The organism is Microbacterium sp. SL62, from assembly GCF_026672635.1.
Lineage (GTDB): Bacteria > Actinomycetota > Actinomycetes > Actinomycetales > Microbacteriaceae > Microbacterium > Microbacterium testaceum_A.
The window spans coordinates 2107897-2126054 of the sequence record NZ_JAPPRM010000001.1 but is presented as its reverse complement, the minus strand read 5'-3'; the positions used below and the strand labels follow the sequence as shown (position 1 = coordinate 2126054).

General features: G+C 69.5%; 16 protein-coding genes and 1 other RNA gene. 12 read left to right on the top strand and 5 right to left on the bottom strand.

Translation table 11 applies throughout. The features are described 5' to 3' along the window. Positions 1-4: 4 nt before the first annotated feature. The 5 genes from OVA26_RS10095 (at position 5) to OVA26_RS10075 (ending at position 3921) form a co-directional block, all read left to right on the top strand. Positions 5-1705, top strand: coding sequence for a bifunctional 3'-5' exonuclease/DNA polymerase (locus OVA26_RS10095; protein WP_268104013.1), 1701 nt, complete (start codon positions 5-7; stop codon positions 1703-1705). Positions 1706-1728: 23 nt separating this feature from the next. After that, positions 1729-2751 carry a hypothetical protein gene (locus OVA26_RS10090; RefSeq protein ID WP_268104012.1) on the top strand — a complete coding sequence of 341 codons (1023 nt, stop codon included), beginning with the start codon at positions 1729-1731 and terminating at the stop codon, positions 2749-2751. Between the two features lie 42 nt (positions 2752-2793). Further along, an RNA gene (gene rnpB / locus OVA26_RS10085) (RNase P RNA component class A) lies at positions 2794-3161 on the top strand. A 73-nt stretch (positions 3162-3234) separates the two neighbouring features. After that, entirely contained in the window at positions 3235-3549 is a 315-nt protein-coding gene (locus OVA26_RS10080; RefSeq protein WP_268104011.1) for a hypothetical protein, read from the top strand. Between the two features lie 81 nt (positions 3550-3630). Then, on the top strand, positions 3631-3921 hold the full coding sequence (locus OVA26_RS10075; protein ID WP_143017854.1) for a hypothetical protein: 291 nt from the start codon (positions 3631-3633) through the stop codon (positions 3919-3921). A gap of 34 nt (positions 3922-3955) precedes the next feature. Here the strand turns inward: OVA26_RS10075 and ppgK are convergent, their stop codons facing one another. Further along, a complete protein-coding gene (ppgK, locus tag OVA26_RS10070) occupies positions 3956-4741 on the bottom strand; it encodes a polyphosphate--glucose phosphotransferase (RefSeq protein WP_268104010.1) in 786 nt (261 codons plus the stop codon). A 96-nt stretch (positions 4742-4837) separates the two neighbouring features. On the opposite strand from ppgK, the gene OVA26_RS10065 reads away from it, so the two are divergent. The 3 genes from OVA26_RS10065 to OVA26_RS10055 are packed head-to-tail and all read left to right on the top strand — an operon-like array spanning position 4838 to position 9408. Next, entirely contained in the window at positions 4838-5041 is a 204-nt protein-coding gene (locus OVA26_RS10065; RefSeq protein ID WP_056231480.1) for a hypothetical protein, read from the top strand. Positions 5042-5066: 25 nt separating this feature from the next. Beyond that, the gene (glnA, locus tag OVA26_RS10060; protein ID WP_056232374.1) at positions 5067-6407 is read left to right on the top strand and encodes a type I glutamate--ammonia ligase; all 1341 of its coding nucleotides are present in this window, start codon (positions 5067-5069) and stop codon (positions 6405-6407) included. A gap of 10 nt (positions 6408-6417) precedes the next feature. Then, positions 6418-9408: a bifunctional [glutamine synthetase] adenylyltransferase/[glutamine synthetase]-adenylyl-L-tyrosine phosphorylase gene (locus OVA26_RS10055; protein WP_268104009.1), complete on the top strand. Its 2991-nt coding sequence runs from the start codon at positions 6418-6420 to the stop codon at positions 9406-9408. Between the two features lie 49 nt (positions 9409-9457). Here OVA26_RS10055 and OVA26_RS10050 read toward each other — a convergent pair whose 3' ends face one another. After that, positions 9458-11152, bottom strand: a complete 1695-nt coding sequence (locus OVA26_RS10050) for a long-chain-fatty-acid--CoA ligase (RefSeq protein WP_268104008.1) — start codon at positions 11150-11152, stop codon at positions 9458-9460. An 88-nt stretch (positions 11153-11240) separates the two neighbouring features. Here OVA26_RS10050 and OVA26_RS10045 point away from each other — a divergent pair, with 88 nt between their 5' ends. Beyond that, positions 11241-12083: a GNAT family N-acetyltransferase gene (locus OVA26_RS10045; RefSeq protein WP_268104007.1), complete on the top strand. Its 843-nt coding sequence runs from the start codon at positions 11241-11243 to the stop codon at positions 12081-12083. A gap of 39 nt (positions 12084-12122) precedes the next feature. Then, complete coding sequence (locus OVA26_RS10040) at positions 12123-12434, top strand: DUF2277 domain-containing protein (RefSeq protein WP_056231489.1); 312 nt, start codon at positions 12123-12125, stop codon at positions 12432-12434. Between the two features lie 71 nt (positions 12435-12505). Here the strand turns inward: OVA26_RS10040 and glnA (OVA26_RS10035) are convergent, their stop codons facing one another. Then, positions 12506-13930 carry a type I glutamate--ammonia ligase gene (gene glnA, locus OVA26_RS10035; RefSeq protein ID WP_056231492.1) on the bottom strand — a complete coding sequence of 475 codons (1425 nt, stop codon included), beginning with the start codon at positions 13928-13930 and terminating at the stop codon, positions 12506-12508. A gap of 133 nt (positions 13931-14063) precedes the next feature. On the opposite strand from glnA (OVA26_RS10035), the gene OVA26_RS10030 reads away from it, so the two are divergent. Next, on the top strand, positions 14064-14492 hold the full coding sequence (locus tag OVA26_RS10030) for an RDD family protein (RefSeq protein ID WP_256335554.1): 429 nt from the start codon (positions 14064-14066) through the stop codon (positions 14490-14492). Between the two features lie 53 nt (positions 14493-14545). Here OVA26_RS10030 and OVA26_RS10025 read toward each other — a convergent pair whose 3' ends face one another. Next, the gene (locus tag OVA26_RS10025; protein ID WP_056231496.1) at positions 14546-15256 is read right to left on the bottom strand and encodes a DUF4191 domain-containing protein; all 711 of its coding nucleotides are present in this window, start codon (positions 15254-15256) and stop codon (positions 14546-14548) included. A 118-nt stretch (positions 15257-15374) separates the two neighbouring features. Here OVA26_RS10025 and OVA26_RS10020 point away from each other — a divergent pair, with 118 nt between their 5' ends. Beyond that, positions 15375-16388: a hypothetical protein gene (locus OVA26_RS10020; protein WP_268104006.1), complete on the top strand. Its 1014-nt coding sequence runs from the start codon at positions 15375-15377 to the stop codon at positions 16386-16388. A 17-nt stretch (positions 16389-16405) separates the two neighbouring features. Here the strand turns inward: OVA26_RS10020 and sucB are convergent, their stop codons facing one another. Then, positions 16406-18130 (bottom strand): 2-oxoglutarate dehydrogenase, E2 component, dihydrolipoamide succinyltransferase, encoded by a 1725-nt coding sequence (gene sucB / locus OVA26_RS10015; protein WP_268104005.1) that lies wholly within the window; start codon positions 18128-18130, stop codon positions 16406-16408. Between the last annotated feature and the right edge of the window lie 28 nt (positions 18131-18158).

Below are 18158 nucleotides of genomic sequence, written 5' to 3'. Positions count from 1 at the left end.
GGCCGTGGCCTCTGACACGGTCGTCGTCGCCCGCGCGGCATCCGGTTCCCCCGTCCTGATCGAGCTCGACGCCGACGCGAACCCGCTTCGCTCGACCGAGGTCGACGAGCTCGTCGCGGCCGTCCGCGCGCGCGAGCACGCGGGCGACGTGCGCTGGGTCTGGCCCGACACCACCACCGCCTACCCAGAGCTGCTCAATGCAGGCGTTCGCGTCGCACGAGCGTGGGACCTTCGGCTGGTGCACGCGATCCTGCGCGACGCCGTGGCCGTCACCGGCGACGCCGGGCTCCGCCGCGCGACCGCCTGGGATGCCGCATCCACCCCACCCGACGCGGGCGACGCCCTCTTCGACCTGGGGGAATCGGCATCCGGAGTCCCCGAATCCGCCGACGAAGCGGTCGCCGAATACCGGCGCCAGCATGGCGCCATCGCCGCCGCAGCGACACCCGGCGCCCTGCGGCTGCTGGCCGCCGCCGAGTCGGCCGGTGCGCTCATCGCCGTCGAACTGCACGCGGCGGGCGTGCCGTGGAGTGTCGAGGCGCACGAGCGCCTGCTGGAGACCGAGCTCGGGCCGCGGCGCGGCGGCGGGCTCCCGGAGCGCATCGAGCAGACCGCCGCCGTCGTCCGCGACGCGCTCGGCGACCCGAAAGCCTCGCTCGACTCGCAGCCGCGACTGCTGCGCTCCCTGCACCGCGCCGGCCTGCTCGTGCAATCGACGAGCCGCTGGGAGCTGTCCGAGCACGACCACCCCGCCGTCGCCCCACTGATCGCCTATAAAAAGCAGATGCGCCTCTACACCGCGAACGGCTGGGCGTGGCTGGCCGAGTGGGTGCGCGACGGTCGGTTCCGTCCCGTCTACGTGCCGGCCGGCGTCGTCACCGGGCGGTGGGCCTCGTCGGGCGGGGGAGCCCTGCAGATCCCACGCGCCCTGCGGACCGCGGTGCGGGCCGACCCCGGCTGGACGCTCGTCACCGCCGACGTGGCCCAGCTCGAACCCCGCGTCCTCGCCGCGATGGCACGTGACACGGCGTTGGCCGAGGCGGCATCCGGTCGCGATCTCTATGCCGGCATCGTCGAGCGCGGTGCCGTCGCCACCCGCGCCGAAGCGAAGCTCGCGATGCTCGGGGCGATGTACGGCGCCACCACCGGAGAGAGCGGACGGCTTCTCCCGCGGCTGCGGAGCACGTTCCCCTGCGCGATGCAACTGGTCGACGACGCGGCGCGCACGGGAGAGGACGGCGGGGTCGTTCACACCTGGCTCGGTCGGACGTCCCCCACTGCTGGGGAGTCCTGGCGCGCGCTGCAATCTCGGGCGAGCGACGCTGCGGCATCCGGGATCGACGAAACACGCGCGCGCCGATCCGCGCGCGACCGCGGACGCTTCACACGCAATTTCGTGGTCCAGGGCACGGCAGCCGAGTGGGCGCTGGCATGGCTGGCCGACCTCCGCTCACGTCTCGCGAGGTTCCCCGAGGTGGATGTCGCCCACGCGGCGCCTGCGTCGGGACCGGTGTTCCACCGGGCGCCGCACCTCGCCTTCTTCCTGCACGACGAAATCGTGGTGCACACCCCTCTTGCGCACGCGGATGCCGTGGCCGACGCGGTGCGGGAGGCGGCGGCATTCGCCGGGCGCTTGCTCTTCGGAGCGTTCCCCATCGACTTCCCCCTCGACCTCCGCGTCGGCACGACCGCAGACAAGGGCTGACGGGCGCTCGGTACGCTCGAGGGGTGATCGAGCTGCCGCCGTACCCGCGACGCGCCTCGAATGCCGCGGTGAGGGACGCCGATCCGCTCGCCTACCGCCTGGCCGCGACGGGCGTGGGCACACTCGCCCTCGGACTCCTGCTCCTGGTCGGGTGGGCGCTCGTGCAGTTCGAGGTCGTCAGAGCCGCATGGCTCGACACGCTCGCGGGACTGGTCGCTGTCGTCCTCCTGTGGGCGGGTGTCCTCGGGCTGGCGCTCGGGGCCGCACTGGTCGCCCATCCGGCCGGAGTGCGGCGCGAACTCGCCCTGCACCGCTTCGCGCGTTCTGTGGGGTTGTCGTACGCGCGATTCGGCGCACCTCTCGAGATGGGCGGAGTCTTCTTCGCCGAGCGGGCCCCCGGTGCCGATCCCTCGTACGGGAGCGCCTTCGAGCTGTATCGGCCACCTTTCGACGATGCCCCGCTTCGCCTGGGTGTCGCCACGTTCGAGGGGGGACGGGATGCCGCGCGCGGGCCGCGCCACGCTTTCCGCTTCCTCGCTCTCCGGCTGCCCCGCCCGATGCCGCACATCATGATCGACTCGGTGCGCAACGGACGCCTCCGAGCCGAGCTACCGGGCGCGCAACGGGTGTCCCTCGAGGGCGAGATGGATCGCCACTTCGCGGTCTATGCTCCTCTCGGCTACGCGCGCGACGCTCTCCAAGTCCTCACACCCGACGTCCTCGTCTGCCTCCTCGAGCACGGACGGAACTGGGACGTCGAAGTCGTCGACGACCTCCTGCTCGTGGCATCCACCCGATTCCGGCGGGGCCGGGATGCCACGGAAGTGCCCGCTCTGCTGCGCTTCGCGACCCTCCTGGGTGCCGAAGTCCGCACGCAGGTCGTGCCGTACACCGACCCCCGCGCTGTGTTCCCCCGCACGCAGGTCGCCGCCGCGGGGAGACGTCTGCGGCGGCGTTCGGTCTGGTGCGACATCGCCATTCTGCTCGGGCTCGTCATCGGAGTGCCCGCGGCGATCCTCGGTGGCGTCTTGCTCGTCGCCCGGTGACGGTGTCGGCGCGGCACGGCCCCGTAGACTAGCGAGCGCGAATGGGTCGGCTGGACGGTCGCGTCACGGGTTCGCCCGTGCCGAGGAACGTCCGGGCTCCACAGGGCAGGACGGTGGGTAACGCCCACCCGGAGCAATCCGCGAGACAGTGCCACAGAGAGCAGACCGCCCCGTCCCCTCGGGGTGCGGGGTAAGGGTGAAAGGGTGGTGTAAGAGACCACCGGGGTCGTGGTGACACGACCCGCGAGGTAAACCTCGTCCGGAGCAAGGCCAGACAGGGGATGACGACGCGGCTCGCCGAGTCCCCGGGTAGGCCGCTGGAGCGGCACGGCAACGTGTCGCCGAGAGAGATGACCGTCCACGGGGTTTCGACCCCCGGACAGAACCCGGCGTACAGGCCGGCCCATTCGCCCCTCGGGATCGCACGCCGAAAACCAGTAGTCCGGTCGGCATCTGAGCGCCGTGCGGCTCCGAAGACCTGTCGTGGCACAAGACGACGCACGGGACTTCCTGGTCAATCTCATCGATCGGGCGGACGCGACAGGACGACCCTTCTGGGACGCGACCGCCGACGAGCGGGCGATCGTGCGTGCGCGCTTCGGCACGCCCGCGGCCGCGCTGCAGACGACGCGCAGCCGCGACGGCGATTCGGGGGCCGTCGGCGCGGCCGATCTGTTCCTCGGCACGGCGATCCTCGTCGAGGTCGCGGCGGAGCTCCTGCAGGCGCCGAGCAATGGGCGCTCGCGCCAGCAGGCCGTCGCCGCCATGCGCGAGCGGGTGCATCTGCTGCTCGGCTAGACGCGCTCGCGGGTCACCCCCGATGCCGAGTGTCGGACATATGTTCTACACTCGACCACGGCCGGGGAAGGGGTCCGGTGCATGGGTTCGACGAGAGTCAGCGACGAGATGGTCGCTCGGGTGTTGGCATCCATCGCCCCCTGCACGTTGCAGCCCGAGACCTGGGGAGCGCGACCCATCGAGTGGTACGCGCAGAAGCGCCCCGTATGGGCGTGGGTGACCTGGCCCAACCGGGCCGCCACCCGCGAACCCGCGTGGGCGACGGGTGGCAACGATCGCGTGGTCATGCTCGAGGTGCCGTGCGAGGGCGGCCACTGGGCACCCGTCGTGTGGCGCAACGCGGTCAGCCTGCGTCGGGCAGACGCCGCCTGAAAGGTTTCCGGATGCCACGGCACCGGCCCCGGATCTACTTGACCGCGGGCAGCGCCTCGGGCACCGGCACCGCGAGCGACGCGGCGCCGATGATGCCGGCGTTGTTGCGGTGCTTCGCCGGGACGATGGGAGCACGCAGCTTCAGCAGGGGGAGGAAGTTCTCGGAGTGCTTCGACACGCCCCCGCCGACGACGATGAGGTCGGGGCTGAAGAGGAACTCGACGTAGTCGTAGTACCACTGCAGGCGCTTCGCCCACTTGTCCCACGACAGTTCCTCGCGCTCCATGGCCGAGTAGGCCGCGAAGTGCTCGGCGTCCTTCTTGTGCCCGGCGCGCTGCAGGTGACCGAGCTCGCTGTTGGGAACGAGCACGCCGTCGTAGATCATCGCCGACCCGATGCCCGTGCCGAGCGTCGTGAGGATGACGAGACCGTTCACGCCCTGGGCCGCGCCGTAGCGCACCTCGGCGATACCGGCGACGTCGGCGTCGTTGGCGAAGTGGATGTCGCGCGACAGGCCGTGCTCGAAGAACTTCTCGGCCTCGAAACCGATCCACGACTTCGAGACGTTCGCGGCCGAAAGGGTGCGGCCGCCCTTCACGATCGCGGGGAACGCGACGCCCAGGGGAAGATCCGCGGGGGCCTCCAGAGTCTCGAGCACCTGCTTCACCGCCGCGAGGACGTCGGCCGGCTCTGCACCCTCGGGCGTCGCGACCTTCACCCGGTCGCTGATCAGCTCACCGGCATCCAGATCCACGATCCCGGCCTTGATGCCGGTTCCGCCGATGTCCACTCCGACCGCACGAGACGCATTCGTTGCCATACCCCTCAGCCTATCCAGCCGCACGGTCGGGATCAGTAGGATCGGGGGAGCACCGGCGGTTCGCGCCGAGACGCGAGATCCACGTGAGGAGCGATCGTGAGCGACGATGACAAGAAGTACTGGTACAACCTCGAGACCGGCAAGGTCGAGCAGGGATACGAGTCGCCCGCGGTGGATCGCGCCGGCCCCTTCGACACCGCCGAAGAGGCGGCCAACGCGCCGCAGCTCATGAAGGAGCGCTCGAAGCAGTGGGCCGAAGAAGACGCCCGCGACGACTGGGGCTCCGGCTCCACCCGCTGAACGCCCACCGAAACGAGGGATGACGATGGACAAGCAGCGCGATTTCGTCTTGCGCACGATCGAGGAGCGGGGCGTCAAGTTCGTCCGCCTCTGGTTCACCGACGTGGTCGGCACGCTCAAGTCGGTGGCGATCGCCCCGGCCGAGGTCGAGGGCGCCTTCACCGAGGGGCTGGGCTTCGACGGCTCCGCGATCGAGGGACTGACGCGGTCGTACGAGTCCGACCTGCTCGCGCACCCCGACCCCACGACCTTCCAGATCCTGCCGTGGCGCGGTGAGATCGACCCGACCGCGCGCATGTTCTGCGACATCACGACGCCCGACGGGCAGCCGGCCGTCGCCGACCCGCGTCACGTGCTCAAGCGCACGCTCGCAAAGGCGGCCGACGCCGGGTTCACGTTCTACACGCACCCCGAGATCGAGTTCTACCTGTTGAAGTCCTCGCAGCTGGGTGCCGACGGTCGCCCGCAGCCGGTCGACTCGGCCGGGTACTTCGACAACGTCCCCGGCGGCACGGCGCACGACTTCCGTCGCCGGTCGGTGCGCATGCTCGAAGACCTCGGCATCTCGGTCGAATTTAGCCACCACGAGGGCGGACCCGGCCAGAACGAGATCGACCTGCGCTACGCCGATGCGCTGACCACCGCCGACAACATCATGACGTTCCGCACGGTCGTGAAAGAGGTCGCGATCGAGCAGGGCGTGTACGCCACCTTCATGCCGAAGCCGATCAGCGGCCAGCCCGGCAGCGGTATGCACACGCACCTGTCGCTGTTCGAGGGCGACATGAACGCGTTCTACGAAGAGGGCGCGCAGTACCAGCTGTCGAAGGTGGGCCGTCACTTCATCGCGGGCCTGCTGCGTCACGCGAACGAGATCTCGGCCGTGACCAACCAGTTCGTCAACTCGTACAAGCGCCTGTGGGGCGGCGACGAGGCTCCCAGCTTCATCTGCTGGGGCCACAACAACCGCTCCGCTCTCGTGCGCGTGCCGCTGTACAAACCGAACAAGGGCCAGTCGACGCGGGTCGAGTACCGCGCGCTCGACTCCGCCGCCAACCCGTACCTGTCGTACGCACTCATGCTCGCGGCGGGCCTCAAGGGCATCGAGCAGGAATACGAGCTCCCGGCCGAGGCCGAGGACAACGTCTGGTCGCTCAGCGACGCGGAGCGCCGCGCGCTCGGCTACGCACCGCTGCCGGCCAGCCTCGACCACGCCCTCGAATACCTCGAGGAGTCCGAGCTGGTCGCCGAGACGCTCGGCGAGACGGTCTTCAAGTACGTGCTGCTCAACAAGCGTCGCGAATGGCAGCAGTACCGCGCTCAGGTGACGCCGTTCGAGCTCGCGAGCAACCTCGAAGCGCTCTGACAGTCGTTCCATGACCTCGGGCGATCGTTCCACTGCGCTCACCGCCCTCGCCCGCACCGGCTTCTCACGGCTCGCCGAAGCAGACACGCTGCTCTCCGAGCTCGAGGAGTCGGTGGGGGTGGAGCGGGCGGATGCCATGCAGCTCGCGCAGCGCGTGGCCGACCCCGACCGTGCCCTGCTGTCGATCCTGCAGGTCACCCGCCGTGATCGCGAAGCGGTTCGCGCGGCGGCGGCGGACGCGGGAGCGTGGCGCGCCCTGTGGGACATCGTGGGCGCCTCCGACGGCTTCGCGGAGTTCTACCTGCGCCACCCCGATGAGCTCGCGCATCTCTCGGGTGCGGGCCTGACCCTGCCGGACGAGCCCTTCATGCGCGCCGAGCTCCTGGCATCCGTCGGCGATGTCGAGGGCTTCTCGTCGGATGCCTCGGATGCCGCGTGGGTGGCGTTGCGCGTGCGCTATCGGCGACTGCTGGCCCGGATCGCGGCCTACGACCTCGGGCAGGACGACCCCGCGGGCGCGATTCCCGCCGTGGCCTCGTCGTTGGCCGACTTGGCGGGAGCGGCCCTCGAGGCGGCTCTCAGCGTGGCGAGGGCGCGGGTCAGCGGGCCCGGGCCGGGATCGTGCCCTCGTGAACAGGTGGAGGCGACCCGGTTCGCGATCATCGCGATGGGCAAGACGGGCGCGCGTGAGCTGAACTACGTCAGCGACGTCGACGTGATCTTCGTGGGGGGATCGGCCGATGAGGACGCCGTCACCGAGGCGCGCGCGATCGACATCGGCACGCGGCTCGCCGTGCAGACGATGCGCGGCATCTCGGGTCCCGAGATCGAGCCGCCCCTGTGGGAGGTCGACCCGAACCTGCGCCCCGAGGGCAAGCAGGGCGCGCTCGTCCGCAGTCTCGCCTCGCACGAGCAGTACTACGCGCGGTGGGCGAAGAGTTGGGAGTTCCAAGCCCTGCTGAAGGCCCGGGCGATCGCCGGGGACCCGACGTTGGGCGCCGAGTACGTCGCCGCCGTCCAGCCCCTGGTGTGGCACAGCGCCGCGCGAGAGAACTTCGTCGAGGGCGTCCAGCGCATGCGCGAACGCGTCACCGATCACATTCCGTCCGCGGAGGTCAATCGACAGCTCAAGCTCGGGCCCGGCGGCATCCGAGATGTCGAGTTCACCGTGCAGCTCCTGCAGCTGGTCCACGGTCTGACCGATGAACGGATCCGCCAGCGCGGCACGCTCGAGGCGCTCGACGCGCTGGTCGCCGAGGGGTACATCGGGCGGTCCGAGGCCGAGGCGTTCGGTCGCGACTATCGCCTCCTGCGTCTGCTCGAGCACCGCCTCCAGCTTCGCGGTCTCCGCCGCACGGCGCTGCTGCCCGAGAAGGACGACGACCTGCGGGTCCTCGCGCGAGCGTCGCGACTGGCCGACTCGGCATCCGGGGTGCAGGCCGTGTGGGAGGGCATCAAGCGCGAGGTGCGCGACATCCACGTGCGCCTGTTCTACCGCCCCCTGCTGTCGGCCGTGGCCGCCCTTCCCGAGGGGGAGCGCACCCTGTCGACCGAGCAGGCACGCGATCGCCTCGCCGCGATCGGCTTCCGCGACCCGGCCGGAGCGCTCCGCCACATCGCCGCGCTGACCAGCGGCTTGAGCCGCAAGGCGACGATCCAACGGCACCTCATGCCGATCATGATCCGGTGGTTCGCCGACGGCGTGGATCCCGATTACGGTCTGCTCGTCTTCCGCCGCATCAGCGAGCGGCTCGGCAACACCCCCTGGTTCCTGCGGATGCTGCGCGACTCGGCCGGGGCCGCCGAGAGCCTCACGCGGGTGCTCTCGGGCTCGCGGTACATCGGTGAGCTCATGGAATGGATCCCCGAGTCGGTGGCCTGGCTCGACGACGACGCGCTGCTGCGCCCCCGTTCGGGAAAGGCGCTCGAAGAAGAGGCGCGCGCCATTCAGACCCGCTGGCAGAACATCGACGACGCGATGCGTTCGGTGCGGGCGCTGCGCCGGCGCGAGATGCTGCGTGTCGCGATGGCCGCGGTTCTCGGAACGGTCTCGCTCGAGGAGCTCTCCGACGCCCTCAGCACCATCACCGAGGTCACCATCCAGGCCACCCTGCGCGCCGTGCGCCGTGTCGTCGTCCCGCCCGAGGACGACGATCTCGACTTCGCGGTCATCGCGATGGGACGCTTCGGCGGACGCGAGATCGGTTTCGGATCGGATGCCGACGTGATGTACGTCTATCGCGCGAACGGAATCGACCCGCAGCGGGCCAGTCAGCTCGCGCTGAAGCTCGTCGCCGGCCTGCGCGAGCAGTCGGAGGACCACCGTCTGCCGCTCGACCTCGATGCGGAGCTCCGACCCGAGGGGCGAAGCGGTCCTCTCGCCCGCTCCCTCGACGCCTACGCCGAGTACTACCGGCGGTGGTCGTTGTCGTGGGAGGCGCAGGCGCTCCTGCGCGCCCGTGGCGTGGCCGGCAGTGTCAAGCTCATCGGGGCGTTCCTCGAGCTCGCCGACGAGGTGCGGTATCCGGTGTCGGCCGATCAGAACGGGCTCCGCGAGATCCGGCGCATCAAGGCGCGCGTCGAGAACGAGCGTCTGCCGCAGGGCGCCGACCCCGCTCGGCACCTCAAGCTCGGCCCCGGTTCGATCAGCGACGTGGAGTGGCTCGTGCAATTGCTGCAGCTCCAGCACGCGCGCGCGATCCCCGCGATGCGGACGACGTCGACGCTCGAGGCGTTGGATGCCGCTGTCGACGAGGGGGTCATCGAGGCCGACGCGGCCGAGAAGCTCGCCGCGGCTTGGCATCTCGCGAGCCGTCTTCGTTCGGCGAACACGCTGTTGTCGGGCCAGACGAGCGATGTGCTTCCCGTGGATCGCGCGAAGCTCGACGGCATCGGTCGCATCCTCGAATATGCTCCGCGCTCGGCCACGCAGGTCGAAGAGGACTACCTGGGCACCACGCGCCGCGCGCGCCGCGTCTTCGACAAGCTGTTTTACGGATGACCGTGAGCGGAAGGGATGCCGCCCGCTCGCGGCATCCCTTCTGCACAGCTCACGACATGAGACGTTCGCGCACCTCGCGTCGCTGGACCTTCCCGATGAGGGAGCGGGGCAGGTCGTCGACCACGACGACACGACGCGGCACTTTGTAGGCCGCGAGGCGCGCCTTGCAGAAGTCGCGGATCGCGTCGGGTTCGACGTGGACGCCGTCGCGCAGCACGATCGCCGCCGCGACGTCTTCTCCGCCGCTCGACTTGGGGAGGGCGACGACGGCCGCTCCGGCAATGTCGGGGTGCGAGGTCAGGACGTCTTCGACCTCGCTGGGCGACACGTTGAACCCGCCCGTGATGATGATCTCTTTGAGACGGTCGACGATGGTGACGAAGCCGTCCGGTGAGACCGAGGCGATGTCGCCCGTGCGCAGCCATCCGCCGTCGAGCAGTGTCGCCGCCGTGTCGGAGGGGCGGTTCCAGTACCCCTGGAAGACCTGGGGACCGCGCAGGAGGAGCTCACCGGGCTCGCCGAGGGGCCGGTCGACGGTCGGGTCCTCGGGGTCGACGACGCGGATGTCGGTGCTCGGAAAAGGCACGCCCACCGTTCCGGGGCGGCGGGACGGGCCGATGGGGTTGCCGAGGGCGACCGGCGACGACTCGGTCATTCCGTACCCCTCGACGAGAAGACCCCCGGTGGCGGCCTCCCACCGATCGACGGTGGCGACGGGCAGGCTCATCGCCCCCGAGATCGCGAAGCGCACGGTGCTCAGGTCGAGCGTGCCCCGGGCTGCGGCGCGCGCGAGCTGGTCGTAGATGGGGGGAACGGCGGGAAGGAAGGTGGGCGGGCTCTTCTTCGCCGCCGCCGCGACCAGCTCGAGGTCATACTTCGGGAAGAGCACGAGCTTTGCCCCGATGCTCATGGCGAATGTCAGGCAGAGCGTGAGCCCGTAGGCGTGGAATAGGGGGAGGACCCCGTAGAACGACTCTTCACCGTCGCGAAGGCCCGGTACCCACGCGCGGCCCTGCATCGCGTTGGCCCGCAGGTTCGAGTGGGTGAGGACGGCGCCCTTGGGGCTGCCCGTGGTGCCGCTCGTGTACTGCAGCAGTGCGATGTCGTCGAGAACGGGGCCGGGGTGCTTTCGAGACAACGTGCCGTGCGTGAGGAGCTTCTCCCACGCCTGCGGACGCTTGGACCGCGGCGCGCTGGTGAGCTGCTCGCGCGCGGCCTTGGCTTTCGCCACCGGGAGGCGCAGCGCGAGGCGCTTCGCGAAGGGGAGGGCGGTCGTGATGTCGACGCTGATGATCTTCTCGAGCGCCAGGTCGGCCGGGAACTCGGCGACGGTGTCGGCCAGCTTGTCCCACACGATGGCGAACCGGGCGCCGTGGTCCTCGAACTGATGACGCAGTTCGCGGGGCGTGTACAGCGGGTTGTGCTCGATGACGATCGCGCCGAGGCGCAGCGCGGCATAGAACGCGACGACGTGCTGCGGCGAGTTCGGTAGGACGAGGGCGACGCGGTCGCCGGCCCGAACCCCCAGTCGACGCAGGCCCTCTGCCGCGCGGGAGACCTGGTCGCCGAGCTCGCGATAGGTGGTCGGCGCACCGAAGAACTCGAGGGCGGTCTTCTTTCCGTACCGCGCGACCGAGGCCGCCAGCATCTCGGGCAGTGTCTGCGAGGGCTCGTCGATCTCGAGGGGCACCCCCTCGGCGTAGGAGGTGGACCACGGACGCGACGCGTATGGGGACTCGGCCATGCTCCCATCCTCCCGTGCCCCTCCGACATCGCGGCGGAGGTTCACCTGAAGGGATGCCGGGAAGCTGGCGACCTGCTTCGATGGGCTCGTGCACTTCCGCTCTTTGACCGACGACGACCTGGCCGCTTCTTCTCCGTGGTGGGGCGACCGCTCCCTCGCCCGCGATGGCTGGCGCAGTGACGAGACGCGGTCGGCGGTGGCGGTCGATGGCGGCAGGATCGTCGCCGCCGGTGCGATCTGGCTCTCGCGCGTGCACGACGACCGGTTCTGGCTCGAGGTCGTCGTCGACCCCGAGCGGCGCCGGCACGGAATCGGGACGGCCCTGACACGGCACCTTTCGACGTTGCGTTCGCGCGACCTCCCCCTGATGGCGCGCGGTTATGTCGACGACGAGTCCCTGCGGTTCGCCGAGGCGTTGGGTGCCCGCACCATTCAGACCGTCCCGCCCGTGCGCGCGAGCCTCGAGACTCGAACGGACCTGCGCTTCCACGCCGCGGTCCAGCCCCTGGCCGGCGCCGACCGATCACGCGTCGAGGCCGCATTCACGGAGCTCTACCGCTGGACGCACGAGGACTGGAGCCCCGTGCGACAGGCCTTCGAGGTCGCCTTGGTCGAGGGCCTATGGGACGACCTCGACGTCGAGGCCTCAGCTCTCGCCGTCGACGAATCCGGCCGCATCCTGGCGCTGGCTCTCACGTACCTCGACACTGATCCGCCGCTCATCGTGTCCGAGACCGTTTCGCGCGATGAGCCGGGGGGAGAGCATCTGGTCGAGGGGTGCATCCGTCGTGCGATGGCGATCCTCGCGCACCGCGGCCTCACGGTCGTCGATTTCGACGGTCACGTCAGCGATCCGCACTTTCTCCCCGCGCTTTCGCGCCTCCGGCCGACCGGCCGCTGGTTCCGTCTCGTCGAGATCCCGGCGCCATGACCCTCGCAACCGGCGGCCGATCGGCCTAACCTGGCCCGCATGTGCCGCAATATCGTTCCCCTGCACAACTTCACGCCCCCGGCGACGGATGCCGAGTGCCACGACGCGGCGCTCCAGTTCGTCCGCAAGATCGTGGGGACGACGACGCCATCGCGGGCCAACCAGGACGTCTTCGATCGCGCCGTGGACGAGATCGCGGCATCCGTCCGGAATCTGCTCGACGACCTGGTGACGAAAGCCCCGCCGAAGGTGCGCGAGGTCGAGGCGGCGAAGCGGCAGGCCCGCTCGGCCGAGCGCTACGAAGCCATCCGCGTCTTCCAGGAGCAGAAGCGAGCGTCACGCGCCGGATGATCCGCAGGCGAACGACGATGCCCGCCCCCGCGAAACGGCGGGGACGGGCGTCGACGTGGATGATCGGGCGATCAGACCCCGAAGTACAGCTCGTACTCGAAGGGGTGCGGGCGCTGGGCGATCGGCTGGATCTCGTTCTCGATCTTGTACTCGATCCAGGTGTCGATGAGCTCCTGCGTGAACACGCCGCCGGCGAGCAGGAACTCGTGGTCGGCGCGCAGAGCCTCGAGCGAGTCGAGCAGCGAGTTCGGAACCTGCGGGATGTTCTTGGCCTCTTCGGCGGGGAGCTCGTAGAGGTCCTTGTCGACGGGCTCGTGCGGCTCGATGCGGTTCTTGATGCCGTCGATACCGGCCATGAGCTGAGCCGCGAACGCGAGGTACGGGTTGCCCGAGGCGTCGGGAGCGCGGAACTCGATGCGCTTTGCCTTGGGGTTGGTACCCGTGATCGGGATACGGATGGCCGCGGAGCGGTTACCGGCCGAGTACACCAGGTTTACCGGAGCCTCGAAGCCCTTCACCAGGCGGTGGTAGCTGTTGAGGGTCGGGTTGGTGAACGCGAGGACCGCGGGGGCGTGCGCCAGCAGACCGCCGATGTACCAGCGGGCGACGTCGGAGAGTCCGCCGTAGCCGGTCTCGTCGTAGAACAGCGGCTTGCCGTCGTTCCACAGCGACTGGTGCGTGTGCATGCCGGAGCCGTTGTCACCGAAGAGCGGCTTGGGCATGAAGGTCGCGACCTTGCCCCACTGCTCGCAGGTGTTCTTGACGATGTACTTGAACTTCAGGATGTCGTCGGCCGCGTGCAACATCGTGTCGAAGCGGTAGTTGATCTCCTGCTGACCACCGGTGCCGACCTCGTGGTGCGAACGCTCGAGCGCGAAGCCCGCCTCGATCAGCTTGAGGGTGATGTCGTCGCGCAGGTCGGCCGTCTTGTCGACCGGCGAGACGGGGAAGTATCCACCCTTGTAGGGGGTCTTGTTGGCGAGGTTTCCGCCCTCCTCTTCGCGTCCGGTGTTCCAGGCGCCCTCTTCGGAGTCCACCGAGTAGAAGCTCGAGTTCTGCTTCACCTCGTAGCGGACGTCATCGAAGATGTAGAACTCGGCCTCGGGGGCGAAGAACGCGGTGTCGGCGATGCCGGTGGAGGCGAGGTACTTCTCGGCCTTCTTGGCGACCTGACGCGGGTCCTTGCCGTAGATCTCACCATTACGCGGGTTGTAGATGTCGAAGATCATGACGAGGGTCTTGGCCTCGCGGAACTGATCGACGTACGCGGTGGTCACGTCGGGGATCAGCTGCATGTCCGACTCGTGAATGTTCGCGAACCCGCGGATCGACGAGCCATCGAACAGCTGTCCGACGGTGAAGAACTCCTCGTCGACGGTCGAGGCGGGGATGTTGAAGTGCTGCTGCACACCAGGAAGATCCGTGAAACGGATGTCGAGGAACTTGACGTCCTCGTCCTGGATGAACTTGAGCACCTCGGACGAATCTTTGAACATGAAGACTCCAGAGGTAGAACATTCGGGATCATGCCGGCCTCGGCCAGCCTCCTCGACCCTACCCAGAACCGGTGTCCCGGTCATATCTCGCATGTTTCGGGGATGTTACGCGGCGCCGATTACGCTGGATGCCGTGAGCGTCCCCGCCGAGAACGAGTATCCGGGCCAGCGGCTCGGCCTTCCCCGCGAGGGTCGCGGCTCCATCGCCCGTCCAGGACGCCGCATCGCGGCCCTGCTCATCGACGTCGCGAGCGCCGGCCTCATCGGCTACGCGTTCTTCTCCGCACCCGACCCGGTGACGGGCGTGCCGTTCGCGAATCCGATCGCGACGAACCTGATCTTCTTCGCCGTCCAGATCCTCTTCATCCCCCTCCTCGGCGGCAGCCCCGGACACCGGATCCTGGGGATGCGCCTGGAGCTGGCATCCGGGGGCTGGGTGGGCCTTTGGCGCCCGATCGTGAGAACCGTCCTCCTCGCCCTCATCATCCCCGCGGTCGTGTGGGACGCCGACCAGCGCGGCCTGCACGACAAAGTCGTCGGAACGGTCCTCGTGCGTTCCTGAATCCCCGATCCATGGAAAAGGCCCCCGCCGGAGCGGGGGCCTTTCTCATGAGATCAGCGGGGACGCGGGGAGCGCATCTTCGTCGGGTCGACGCCCTTCGGGATCGGCAGCGACGACAGGCCCTGCGACACCGAGGACACGCGCTTAATGACGGCGGCCATCGTCGAGCGGTCGACCTTCTTCGGGAGCGCCTTGATCGTCGAGGCGAGCTTGGCGATCGGCACCTCGTCGTCGCCGTGTCCGACGTAGAGAACGGTGACGGGCACGCCGGCGGCGACGCGCGTCACACGGGAGCGCTCCTCGCCGACGAGACGCGTCAGACGGCTGCGGTTACCCTCGCCGATGAGGACGACACCGCCGCGGCCGATGGCCCGGTAGACGGCCTCCTGCGTGCGCGGGTTGACGCCGATCGGAGCCTCGGAGGCCTGCCAGTTGCGCCCGAGCGACGACGACAGCACGTGACCGGTGGCGCCGGGCATGCCGTCGATCTTCTTGTACATCGCGGTCGTCGACAGACGCGTCATCGTGATCATCGACGCCAGGATGCCGGCCAGCAGGCCCGTGACACCCCAGAGGATGATGCTCCAGGCCGCCAGCGGCGGGATCAGGAAACCGATGAGCACACCGAGGGCGATGCCCACCAGCACGATTCCGGCCAGCAGGAACGGCAACCACCGGTACTCCTTCTGGGTGAAGGTGTACAGGGTTTTGATCTGCGAGAAGAAGCCCGGACGCTTCTCGGGCGTGGTGGTGCGAGCGGCCATGAGAATGATTCTATCTTCGCCGCGAGTCCTTCCTCCCCAGGCGGCGGATCCCTCGTTCGCTCCCCACTTCAGGGGCGACGCGCCCTCGAGGGGCGGCGGGTTCGGCCACCATCGCGGAATGAGCAGCTCCACGGCATCCGTTCTCGCCGAACCCCTCGACGCGTACCTCAGACGTCGAGCGCGCAGCACCCTTCCCCTGACGCCGGGGGAGGCCGTCACGGCAGCCGTCGGCCTCCTTCGCGGATGCCGCGCATCCACCACCGCGGCGGACGGGAAGACCTGGTGGCTCACCGCGACCGGGTGCCCCGTGGCGATCGACGACCCGGACGGACCCGACGCGATCGCAGCGACCGCCGAGACGCTCGCGCACCTCGCTAACATCGCCGACGACACGCCCACGCGCGAGATCGTCAGTCGCGCACGAGAAAGCGTGTTGACGCGCCCTCCACGCGATTGGGAGGCGGTCGAGAGGCGTCTGTTCGCGCACGCGACGCCCGTTCCGCTCGTGCTCGGCCCGTTGTTCCCGGCAGCGGAACCCGTCGCGGATCCGCCGACGCGCGAGCAGGACGGCCCGGCGATCCGGGTGCTCGACCTCGTCGATGCCGACCTCGCCGACGCGACCCGACAAGCGCTCGAGCGTGTCCGCGGACACTGGCGTCGGTCTCGCGTCTTCCGCATGTCCACGTTGAGCGCGAGCATCGGGGTGATCGCCGTGCTGGCCTTCTGCCTGATCCCCGAAGACCGCGCAACGCCGCAGCCTTCTACCGGCCAAACCGTCGTCGATCCCGCGCCGACCTCGACGACGCCGTGGCTGTCGGACCCGCTGCCGGTGGACGAGCGCCGTCCGCTGTCCGACGACGTGGAACAGATCGCCCGCACACTGTTCACGGAGCTGCAGGGATGCCGAGGCGACGCGGCCTGCGTGTCCAGGTACGAAGAGAACTCCGCCTTCCCACGGGAACCTGTGGCGGCTGGGGCGGCGGCAGGAATGATCACCGTCGTCGACGACTTCGGGGGAGTGACCGTCGTGCGGGTCGATGCGGCAGAAGCGACGCAGTACGTGACCCTCGTGCGCCAGAACGAGCGATGGCTGGTCCGCGCCGTCAGAACGGTAGCGGACCAGCCATCATGAGCCGGTGCTCGGTGGGATCAGATTCCGAGGTCACCCTCGAACTGCGCCGCCTCGAGGCGAGCCTTGACCGTGCCGAGGAAGCGAGCGGCGTCGGCTCCATCGATGATGCGGTGGTCGTACGACAGCGCGAGGTAGACGTACGAGCGGACCGAGATCGCGTCCTTGCCGTCGACCGAGACCACACCGGGCTTCTTCACCACGGCACCGAGGCCGAGGATCGCCGACTGCGGCAGGAACACGATGGGCGTGTCGAAGAGCGCGCCGCGCGAACCGGTGTTGGTCAGCGTGAACGTGCCGCCGGCGAGCTCGTCGGGCTTCAGCTTGTTGTCGCGCGTGCGGGCGGCGAGATCGGCGATCTCGCGCGCCAGCTGCGCGATGTTCTTGTCGCCGGCGTCCTTGACGACCGGGGTGAGCAGGCCGCGCTCGGTGTCGACGGCGATCGACACGTTCTCGTGAGCGGGGTAGACGATCTCGTCACCCTCGACCGTGGAGTTGATGATCGGGTACGCCTTGAGACCCTCGATGGCCGCGATGGCGAAGAACGGCAGGAACGAGAGCTTGTCGCCCGTCTTCTGCTGGAACTCGCCCTTCATGCGGTCACGCAGAGCCGCGAGCTTGGTCACGTCGACCTCGACCACCGTCGTCAGCTGAGCCGTGGCCTGCATCGACGCGACGGCGCGCTCGGCGATGACCTTGCGCAGGCGCGACATCTTCTGCGTGGTACCGCGCAGGGGCGAGACCTCGACCGGCGCGGGGGCGGCCGCCGGGGCCGACGCGGCAGCGGGAGCCGCAGCGGCGGGAGCGGACTTGGCTGCCTCGGCGGCCTTGAGCACGTCTTCCTTGCGGATGCGTCCACCGACGCCGCTGCCCTTGACCGAAGCCAGGTCGACGCCCTGCTGCTGCGCCAGGCGGCGCACGAGCGGGGTGACGTAGGTCACGTCGTCGTTGGACGAGGCGGCCGGAGCCGCGGCGGGAGCGGGCTGCTCGGCCGGCTTCTGCTCGGCGGCGGGAGCGGGCTGCTCGGCGGGCTTCTCCTCCGCCGCGGGGGCGGGCTGCTCGGCCGGCTTCTCTTCGGCGGCCGGGGCGGCGGGCGCCTCGGGCTGCGCGGCCGGGGCGGCACCACTGCCGATGCGCGCGAGGGCGGCACCGACGTTGACCGTCTCGTCTTCCTGAACCAGGATCTCCTGCAGCGTGCCGGCGACCGGCGAAGGAATCTCGGTGTCGACCTTGTCGGTCGAGATCTCGAGAAGCGGCTCGTCGACCGCGACGTCGTCGCCGACGGCCTTCAGCCAGCGGGTGACGGTGCCCTCGGTGACGCTCTCGCCGAGCTCGGGGAGCTTCACCTCGGTGGAGTCGCCACTCGCGGCGGGCGCGGACTCGGCAGCGGGCTGCTCGGCGGCGGGCTGCTCGGGAGCGGCCTCGGCGGGGGCCGCCTCTTCGGCCGGAGCGGACTGCTCCTCGGCCGGGGCGGCCTGCGGGGCGTCGTCGGACGAGGCGGCGCCGGAGCCGTCACCGATCTTCGCGAGGACCGCTCCGACCTCGACGGTCTCGTCTTCCTGGACCAGGATCTCCTCGATCACGCCCGAGACGGGCGAGGGGATCTCGGTGTCGACCTTGTCGGTCGAGATCTCCAGCAGACCCTCGTCCTCCTGGACGGTGTCACCGACCTGCTTGAGCCAGCGGGTGACCGTTCCCTCGGTGACGCTCTCGCCGAGAGCGGGGAGGACGACGGAAGTGCTCATGGATATGTCTCCTTCGTACCGGATGCGG